Below are 1,996 nucleotides of genomic sequence, written 5' to 3'. Positions count from 1 at the left end.
TTCGGATTCCACCTACAGGAAAGTTTGCCTGGGTTACAGATGAAGCAGATCATCTTTGGTATTTGGTATTTGATCAAGATACTAAACTACAAGGATGGGTCATGCCTGACTGTATTGATATTTTTGAAGAAAAAAGTTCAACAAATTGCGCTGATTATGGTTCTATTATTCCTACTCCTTATCCACCAGACTCATTGGGGAATATAGATTACTATCAATTTCGCTACGACGATTTTATGAAAAGAAATCCTGGCCAGCAACCACCAGATTATTACTTAGAGTTTGGACATAAATACTTGACTAGATTTATGAATGAAACTTATCCTAATTTGACTAAAAAAGGGCAAGAATTTCTAAAAAATGTCGGGAAATCTTTACAGCAGAAAATGGAAAATAAGTTAAAAGCCGATCCTGAATTATTTGCAAAATTAGAGCTTCAATCTGATGAGTTTCGTAAGTTTGCCTATGAAACACATCCAGATTCTTATTGTGAATCTGGTTGGAAAGATTTACCAAAATCAGATAAAGATAAAATTATAGAAGCTGTAGATAGACGAGATTTATATGTATCTCAACAAGGGAGAGAGACAGGCGCTAAACTTGTTCAACAGTGTGGTGATAGTGAAGATTCAATACCAGAAAGAGAACACTGGCCTGATGGGATACTCAAGACATTAAAGTCGTTTGTTGATTGGATGATATCACGGCTTTATAGATAAATTGTGATCGCTATTGTGATGAAATACAAAATTGTCCTTTATCGTTCTGAAGAAGGAATTACTGTTGGCGTTCCTGCACTCCCTGGTTGTTGGTCTGAGGGAGACACTGAGGAAGAGGCATTAATTAATATACAAGATGCAATGAGTATCTTGCAGCCTTGGAAAAACGCTGGCAAGATGGGGAAATTCCTGAAATTAAAATGCAGGTGTAACTATTTGACCGTCGTAGAATTTCGTAAACTATTATGATTGCGATAAAATTAGCTAAAATTTCTCTTGCTTTCGACTCATATCTAGATTTGATGATTAATTACATAAGCTTTAAAAACAGGATTTAAACATAATAGAGCGTTCTCATCTTTTGCCACTATTATTCGTCTGATTAGAGATTGAATTGCTTTCAAAGAATCTGTATAATCTAGAGAGGTTTGATCCATCATTTCTTTAATGGAAATAGGTTGATTGAAATTTGCTAATTCTGTTAGCATTAGTTTCTCTGATTCTGTTAAACTTTGTAAAATACTTAATAAAGTCTGCTCTAAAGTTTCTTCGGCAATCGGGTATTTAAGTTCTAAAAAGTCAGCAACCTTACCCAAAAACATCTCTTGAATAAAACTGGCAACTAATTCTAACCAAAGAGGATGACCTTGATAACGTTTAATTAGGGTTTCCCAACTGTCTTCATTTAATAGATTATGATGGCGCAAAATTTCTATTGCATCTTCTTCTAAACCTTCTACGATTAATGTTTTAATGAATTTATTTTTCTGTCCATAAAAAGTCGTATCAATAGGTTTTTCTTGACTCAACAACAGTAAACAGCTTTGATGATTGACTTCAGCAATGCTTTCAAACAATAGTTGATAATCTTGGTAATCTTTTTGATAATTACCTGCTAGTTTTTTAGAGTCAAATAGACTTTGTAAATCATCAAAAATAATCAAACAGCGATGGCTTTTTATTAACTCTAAGAATAAATTTAATTTCTTGTCAAGACTTTGAGAGAGCTTTAATTGAGGATTGATAGAGGGTAAAATTTCACTTAAAAGTTCATCTAATTTTGGACAAAAATACAAACTTCTGCGAATAACATAATTAAAACTATTTTTGATTTTATCAACCAGTTTCAAAGAAAGGGTGGTTTTACCAATTCCTTTTAAACCTAACACAGTAACCAAACGGTATTTCTCCGCAACTATCCAAGTTTCTAGATTATTTAATTCGGCAACTCTCCCATAAAATTGAGTTATTTCAGGAATATGACCTAAATCTAAATA

3 protein-coding genes are annotated in these 1,996 nt (G+C 32.9%); 2 read left to right on the top strand and 1 reads right to left on the bottom strand.

The window, feature by feature from the left end; all coding sequences use genetic code 11:
- Both PX484_RS03195 and PX484_RS03190 read left to right on the top strand, forming a co-directional pair.
- Positions 1-719: SH3 domain-containing protein (locus tag PX484_RS03195; protein WP_288102833.1), on the top strand; the 719-nt coding region annotated here is incomplete at its 5' end.
- Between the two features lie 3 nt (positions 720-722).
- On the top strand, positions 723-968 hold the full coding sequence (locus PX484_RS03190) for a type II toxin-antitoxin system HicB family antitoxin (RefSeq protein WP_287077819.1): 246 nt from the start codon (positions 723-725) through the stop codon (positions 966-968).
- Positions 969-1,012: 44 nt separating this feature from the next.
- Here the strand turns inward: PX484_RS03190 and PX484_RS03185 are convergent.
- The coding region (locus tag PX484_RS03185) for an ATP-binding protein (protein WP_288102831.1) at positions 1,013-1,996 on the bottom strand (984 nt) is incomplete at its 5' end.

Source organism: Microcystis sp. M49636_WE2, assembly GCF_030065375.1.
Lineage (GTDB): Bacteria > Cyanobacteriota > Cyanobacteriia > Cyanobacteriales > Microcystaceae > Microcystis > Microcystis aeruginosa_C.
The sequence above is the reverse complement of the archived record's forward strand: the minus strand, read 5'-3'. Positions and strand labels throughout refer to the sequence as shown.